The organism is Phyllobacterium sp. TAF24 (genome assembly GCF_052113785.1).
Taxonomy (GTDB): Bacteria; Pseudomonadota; Alphaproteobacteria; order Rhizobiales; family Rhizobiaceae; genus Phyllobacterium.
Genome location: NZ_JBFRDN010000042.1, coordinates 26,136 through 32,135, shown reverse-complemented (window position 1 = coordinate 32,135; position 6,000 = coordinate 26,136). Strand labels below are relative to the sequence as shown.

7 protein-coding genes are annotated in these 6,000 nt (G+C 55.7%); 6 read left to right on the top strand and 1 reads right to left on the bottom strand.

Going from position 1 to position 6,000, the window contains the following annotated elements:
• Positions 1-629: 629 nt before the first annotated feature.
• The 6 genes from flhA to AB4Y96_RS24120 are packed head-to-tail and all read left to right on the top strand — an operon-like array spanning position 630 to position 5,473.
• Positions 630-2,720, top strand: coding sequence for a flagellar biosynthesis protein FlhA (flhA, locus tag AB4Y96_RS24145; RefSeq protein ID WP_091885063.1), 2,091 nt, complete (start codon positions 630-632; stop codon positions 2,718-2,720).
• Positions 2,721-2,731: 11 nt separating this feature from the next.
• Positions 2,732-3,490: a flagellar biosynthetic protein FliR gene (fliR, locus tag AB4Y96_RS24140; protein ID WP_091885061.1), complete on the top strand. Its 759-nt coding sequence runs from the start codon at positions 2,732-2,734 to the stop codon at positions 3,488-3,490.
• Position 3,491: 1 nt separating this feature from the next.
• On the top strand, positions 3,492-3,902 hold the full coding sequence (locus tag AB4Y96_RS24135) for a hypothetical protein (RefSeq protein ID WP_441920433.1): 411 nt from the start codon (positions 3,492-3,494) through the stop codon (positions 3,900-3,902).
• A 49-nt stretch (positions 3,903-3,951) separates the two neighbouring features.
• Positions 3,952-4,524 carry a rod-binding protein gene (locus tag AB4Y96_RS24130; RefSeq protein WP_441920431.1) on the top strand — a complete coding sequence of 191 codons (573 nt, stop codon included), beginning with the start codon at positions 3,952-3,954 and terminating at the stop codon, positions 4,522-4,524.
• A gap of 26 nt (positions 4,525-4,550) precedes the next feature.
• Positions 4,551-4,991 carry a flagellar protein FlgN gene (locus tag AB4Y96_RS24125; protein ID WP_441920435.1) on the top strand — a complete coding sequence of 147 codons (441 nt, stop codon included), beginning with the start codon at positions 4,551-4,553 and terminating at the stop codon, positions 4,989-4,991.
• Positions 4,988-5,473: a hypothetical protein gene (locus AB4Y96_RS24120; RefSeq protein ID WP_091885053.1), complete on the top strand. Its 486-nt coding sequence runs from the start codon at positions 4,988-4,990 to the stop codon at positions 5,471-5,473. The genes AB4Y96_RS24125 and AB4Y96_RS24120 overlap by 4 nt, the downstream gene beginning before the upstream one ends.
• Positions 5,474-5,477: 4 nt before the next feature.
• On the opposite strand, the gene AB4Y96_RS24115 is transcribed toward AB4Y96_RS24120, so the two are convergent.
• A complete protein-coding gene (locus tag AB4Y96_RS24115) occupies positions 5,478-5,819 on the bottom strand; it encodes a PilZ domain-containing protein (protein ID WP_441920429.1) in 342 nt (113 codons plus the stop codon).
• Between the last annotated feature and the right edge of the window lie 181 nt (positions 5,820-6,000).

The following is a 6,000-nucleotide window of genomic DNA, read 5'->3' as shown; positions in this document are numbered from 1 at the left end:
GAGCACCACTGTGAACGCCACCCAAACCACCATTCTCAAAAAAAACACCACCAACTTATCCACGTTTCCTCCGCCTCCCTTATTCTACTCATGTCCTTTCCGGCGGGAATGCTTCCGGAAACTATTCGAAGTCAGGAAAGGACCGGCGCTTCTGTTTGCGGGTGGTAGTCTCGCAAGCTGGAGAGGTTCCGCTCTTATGCCGGTACTGAGCCTGACAGCCAGGAAACCGGTGAAGAACGGGAACACAAATCGCCGGGGCGGGTGGTCCGAGGGATCGTAAACACCGCAACACCAACCAAAGACTTCAGCGCTCCCGATGGACCGCCCGTCTTTCCCACTTTTTCAATGGCCAGACGCAAAAGCGGGTGTGGCAACGGGGAAGCATAATCTGGTTGGCTGCAAATCCATTGTTGCGCCCTTCGACAGGCTCAGGATGAGGGATGGTGAGGATTGCAATGCACATCGACAATTCTGCAGAACTTGACTCCCTTGCATCCACCCTCTCCCTCATGGTGAGCTTGTCGAACCACGAACCACGCAAATCCGGTTTTGCAAAGCACGGACAACATCCCCGCTTTGGCTTCGCGTAAGCTTCGCTCCCTATGCTCCAACGATCATAGGAGAATGCCGTGCAACAGGTCGCCGTCAAAAAACTGGGAGACAAGGGTTATCTGACCGGCAGTGATGTCGGACTGGCGCTCGGCATCGTCGTTATCCTGACCGTGCTCTTCCTGCCCGTATCGCCCATGGTGCTTGATATTGGCCTCGCATTTTCCATCGCGCTTTCAGTCCTGATCCTCATGGTATCGCTGTGGATTCAGCGCCCGCTCGATTTCTCGGCCTTTCCGACGGTTCTGCTGATTGCCACCATGATGCGCCTGTCGCTCAACATCGCGACGACCCGCGTCATCCTCACTCACGGAGATGAGGGCTATGCGGCGGCGGGACAGGTCATTCACGGGTTTTCCCAGTTCGTCATGGGCGGCGATTTCGTCATCGGTCTTGTGGTGTTTGCCATCCTGATCATCGTCAACTTTCTCGTCATCACCAAGGGCGCGACGCGTATTGCGGAAGTTGGCGCACGCTTTACGCTTGATGCCATTCCCGGCAAGCAGATGGCGATTGATGCCGACCTCTCATCCGGCTTGATAGACGAGAAGGAGGCGCAGCACCGCCGCCGCGAACTGGAGGAAGAAAGCGCCTTCTTCGGTTCGATGGATGGTGCGTCAAAGTTCGTGCGCGGCGATGCGATTGCCGGTCTTATCATCACCGCCGTCAATATTTTCGGTGGTATCATCATCGGCGTTACCCGCCACGGCATGGAAGTGGGTCAGGCGGCTGACGTCTTCACCAAACTTTCGGTTGGTGACGGTCTGGTCACGCAGATCCCGGCGCTGATCGTATCGCTTGCCGCGGGTCTGCTCGTTTCCAAAGGCGGCACACGCGGTTCCACCGACAAGGCTGTTTTCGGCCAGCTCGGTGCCTATCCAAAGGCGCTATTCGTGGCGGCGCTGCTGTTGTTCGTGCTTGGCGTCCTGCCCGGTTTGCCCGCCTTTCCATTTTTCATTCTCGCGCTTGGCCTTGTTGCTATCGGCATTTCGGTTCCGCGCAAACTTGCACGCGTGGCGGCGGCCGCGCTGGCCGATGATGCCCAGAAAAAGAAAGCGGCTGAGGACGAGGACCGCAACTCCGTCCGTGCTTCACTCGAAACCGCGCAGATTGAGCTTTGCTTGGGCAAGCAGCTGTCGACACGTCTGATGGCCTCGCAGCTGGAACTTGCGCACCGCGTCAACAAGATGCGCAAGAAGTTTGCCACCGAATATGGTTTTGTCGTTCCAGAGATCAAAGTTACGGATGATTTTCTCATTCCGCCAAAAGTCTATCGTATCAAGATTCATGGCACGGTGGTTGTCTCGCAGGAACTGCGCGTCGGCGAAATCATGGTTATTCCCGGCGACCGCCCGATCCCCGAAATTCCCGGTGAAGAGGTGAGGGAACCCGCCTTTGGCATGAAGGCCTATTCGGTGCCTGAGACTTTTGCCGCTGACCTCAAGCGCGACAATTACATGACCGTCGACAATCTTTCCGTGATGCTCACGCACCTCAGCGAGATCGTCCGCAACAACCTGGCGCAGCTTCTGTCCTACAAGGACATGCGTGCGCTGCTGGACAGGCTCGGCCCTGAATATCGCAAGCTGCTTGATGATATCTGCCCTGCCCATCTTTCCTATTCGGGCCTGCAGGCGGTGCTCAAGCTGCTATTGTCGGAGCGGGTTTCCATCCGCAACCTCAATCTCATCCTTGAAGCCATTGCTGAAGTTGCACCGCATATCCGCCGTTCGGAAATGATCGTCGAGCATGTGCGCATGCGCATGTCACAGCAGATTTGCGGCGACCTTGCGGATAATGGCGTGCTCAGCGTCCTGCGTCTTGGCAATCGCTGGGACATGGTTTTCCATCAGAGCCTCAAGCGCGATGCCAAGGGTGATATCATCGAATTTGATATTGACCCGCGTCTGCTTGAACAGTTCGGTACTGAGGCCAGCACGGCAATCCGCAAGCATCTGGATGCAGGTGAGCGTTTCGTGCTCGTCGCTTCGCCGGAAGCGCGGCCCTATATCCGCATGATCATCGAAAGGCTGTTTGCCACGCTTTCCGTGCTGTCCCATGTGGAGATCGCGCGCGGCGTCGAAGTGCGTTCGCTCGGAACGATTTCGTGAGGCTTTGAACGATGCTGCAGAATCTGGCGCTCAGCGACATGGTGATCGCCGCCTTTCTGGTCTTTGCCCGTGTCGGTGCGTGCCTGCTGATTATGCCCGGTATTTCCAGCCCGCGCATTCCGTTGCAGGTCAGGCTTTTTCTCGCTCTCGCCTGTTCACTGATGGTCGTGCCGCTCGTGCTCAAGCAGGTAACACCCGCGGCCAATGCCGCGCCTCTCGTGCTGATGCGCATCATCGTCATTGAAGCCATTGTCGGCGCGCTGATCGGTATTCTGGCACGCATGTATTTCTGGGCTCTGCAGTTCATGGCCAACACCATTGCCATGGCGACGGGTTATTCCGGCGCTCCGGGGGCGGGCATCGAATCCGAAGAGCCGCAGGCGGCGATTGCCACCATTGTCACTTTCTCGGCCCTGCTGATGTTCTTCGTCATGGACCTGCATCTTGAAGTGCTGCGTGCCTTGCTCTCATCCTATTCGGCTATTCCGGTTGATGGGGTTTTCCAGCCCGCAACAGCCATGGTCAATCTGACCGATACACTGTCCAAGGCGTTCTTCAGCACCATTCGCATCGCCGCACCGTTTATTGTCTTTGCGGTTGTCGTGAATATTGCCGTTGGTCTGATCAACAAGCTGACCCCGACAATCCCTGTCTATTTCATCTCCATGCCGTTCGTGCTCGCGGGCGGTTTGATGCTTCTCTATTTCACTATGCCCGATCTTCTCCGGTTCTTTACCAGCGAGGCCGGCACCTATCTCAGGAATTTTTGACATGGCCATCAGATCAGGCTCACGCGGATCACTTCAGGGGATGATCAAGCTGCAGAGCCTGACCAAGGCCCGGCATGAAATGCAGCTCTCGCGGCTGACCGCGCAATCCGTTGCGATTGACGCGGAAAACATGGCTCTGTTCAAGATGCAGAATGATCGCTTCGAAAATGGCGGGGGTATCGTTCCCGCCGATCTCATCATGAAGCGGCTTGAAACCAACAAGGCAAAACAGGCTGATCTGTCCGAGCGGATGACCATTGAAAAGCGCGATCTGCTGATGGTTTCACGCACGCTGGATATATTGCGCGACCGGCTTCTTCGGCTGGAGCAGGATATGGAGCGAATCGCTGCTGCTGACGAAATCGAGGAATATGTCATCCATACAATCGCTGGCGGCACAAGCCTCCCGTAAGTTTGGGCAGGTAAGGTGGAAAGCATGAAACACGATGGGACAATGACTGATGGCCATTAATCCACCTTCCGATCTGGTGCTGGATGTTGCCAATGCAGCAGATCCGGCAACCTTGCAGGCTTCGGTCGAAAAACTTCGCAGCCTCGCCGCTGCGCGTGTCGAAGCCCAGACGCGGCTTTCGCGCGAGACATTTGCGTCGATACAACAGGCGGGTACTCCAATGGTTTCCATCGGCAGCACACATGCACCGGACAAGCAGAATGCCGCCTACAAGAAATTTGAATCATTCATGCTGCAATCCTTTGTCGAGTCGATGTTCACCGGCGACAATCAGGCCGTGTTCGGTCAGGGCATTGCCGGGGATTACTGGAAATCGATGATGTCAGAGGCAGTGGCCAAGAAGATGGCCGATGCCGGGGGTATCGGTGTGGCGAAGATGCTGGAACAGCAGAGCGCCAAGAAAGCGAAAAACGAGGCAGCGAGTGAAACGCCCGCTGTATCAGGCGAACAAAGTCTCACTCAAAAACAGGACTCAAATGTCATTTTGTACCAGATCGAACGGCAACTCATTCACAAGCAATTGAAAACGACGAAACCTGTTGAAGATATCAGACAGGGCTGAGGCCGCCAGGATTGGAGGAAATGAATATGGATGTAGTCAACGACAATGAAGAGCATGGCGCAGTGATCGAGCACGCTCCGCTTGAACCCCAGCAGATCGAACCGGCGCTTGAGCCCGTTCTCTTTGCGATCAAGCGTCTGGAAGAAGTGGTTGAGCGCGAAACGCAATTGCTGCTTGATGGCGAGACGATTGATCTTGCCGAGATCAATTCGCACAAGAGCCGTGGCCTGCGCGACTTCAACAAGGCGATGAACAAGGCCGCGAAAACAGCGGGGATACCGGCATTGAAGTCGCTACAGCCTGTGCTTGATGCGCTGCGGCAGAAGCTGGATCGCAATTGCGATGCCATCAAGCTGCATCTGCGCGCCGTGACGGAGCTGACCGGCCTCATCCGCGATGCGCTTGAAACGCAGGAAGCCGATGGCACCTATACGGCCCAGCAGATGAGGAACGGGCAGGGCGCATGATCCGCATTGTCCTGATCGGTCTGTGGATATGCGGCGTTGCGCTGGGGTCGCTGTATTTTGCCGTATGGCAGAATTCGGCGACGGCGGCCATCTCATCCCAGAGCAAGGACATGCTCGATTTCGGCAAGACGGATGTCTTCAGCGTCCCGATTATTCTCGACGGCACGGTGGAAGGCTATATCGTCGTGCAGCTCGGCTATACGCTGGATAGCCGCGTAAAGGCCTCTGTCACGGTGCCGGTCGGACCGTTTATCAATGATGAAGTGTTCCGCCAGTTCTACGGCCACTTTTCCGATGTGAAAGATGTGCAGAAGGTTGAATTTGCCAGCGTCAAGCAATCAGTGATTGACGGCGTGAACGCGAAATTCCCGGAACCTCTGGTGCGCGACCTGCTTGTCGAGCAATTCAACTACATAACGGCCAAAGAAATCCGCGACCAGAACACCAAGGGCCTGCCGCGCCAGACGCCACCGGCACCATGATCAATCAAAGCGAATAGTATTTTCCGGCAAGTGCACTGAGCACTGCCGCGCTTAGCGGCGCTATATTTATGTCTTCGATGAAGCGCACGCCGTAATCTCCGTCCTTGTGCCAGACGATTTCAGTCATCAGTGCGCCACGATGCTGATCATCAAACAGCCAGAACCTGTTGGGGACCACGCAAGGTCCAACGGTTCTGATCCGTGCCCCGCCACCGGCGATATTATGGAAATGACATTCGGTCAGAAACTGGCCTTCAAGCGTTGCAAGCTTTCCCGAGCGCAGGCGTGTGCGCTTGCGTTCCTGAATGCGCTTTTCCGTTTTGTAGCCGGAGTCTGTCGGTGGCATCGATGGTCGGTCCAGCAAGGATTGATAGATCGGCGCGAGCATATGTCTGTGTCACATATCTCCAACCGGTGGTTGTCCTTGATGGTCATAGTCTCAAACCATTGCAAAACCGTTATACGGCATTTCATGTTGTGCGGGATGCGTATCAGTTGCCCTGTCGGTTTGACAGGACAACTGATAA

What these genes read in the sequence shown, in the direction of transcription:
- AB4Y96_RS24135 (WP_441920433.1), top strand. Translation starts at nt 3,492, where the DNA reads ATGGCCATCAGATCAGGCTCACGCGGATCACTTCAGGGGATGATCAAG.
- AB4Y96_RS24120 (WP_091885053.1), top strand. Translation starts at nt 4,988, where the DNA reads ATGATCCGCATTGTCCTGATCGGTCTGTGGATATGCGGCGTTGCGCTG.
- AB4Y96_RS24130 (WP_441920431.1), top strand. Translation starts at nt 3,952, where the DNA reads ATGGCCATTAATCCACCTTCCGATCTGGTGCTGGATGTTGCCAATGCA.
- AB4Y96_RS24115 (WP_441920429.1), bottom strand. Translation starts at nt 5,819, where the DNA reads ATGCCACCGACAGACTCCGGCTACAAAACGGAAAAGCGCATTCAGGAA.
- fliR (WP_091885061.1), top strand. Translation starts at nt 2,732, where the DNA reads ATGCTGCAGAATCTGGCGCTCAGCGACATGGTGATCGCCGCCTTTCTG.
- AB4Y96_RS24125 (WP_441920435.1), top strand. Translation starts at nt 4,551, where the DNA reads ATGGATGTAGTCAACGACAATGAAGAGCATGGCGCAGTGATCGAGCAC.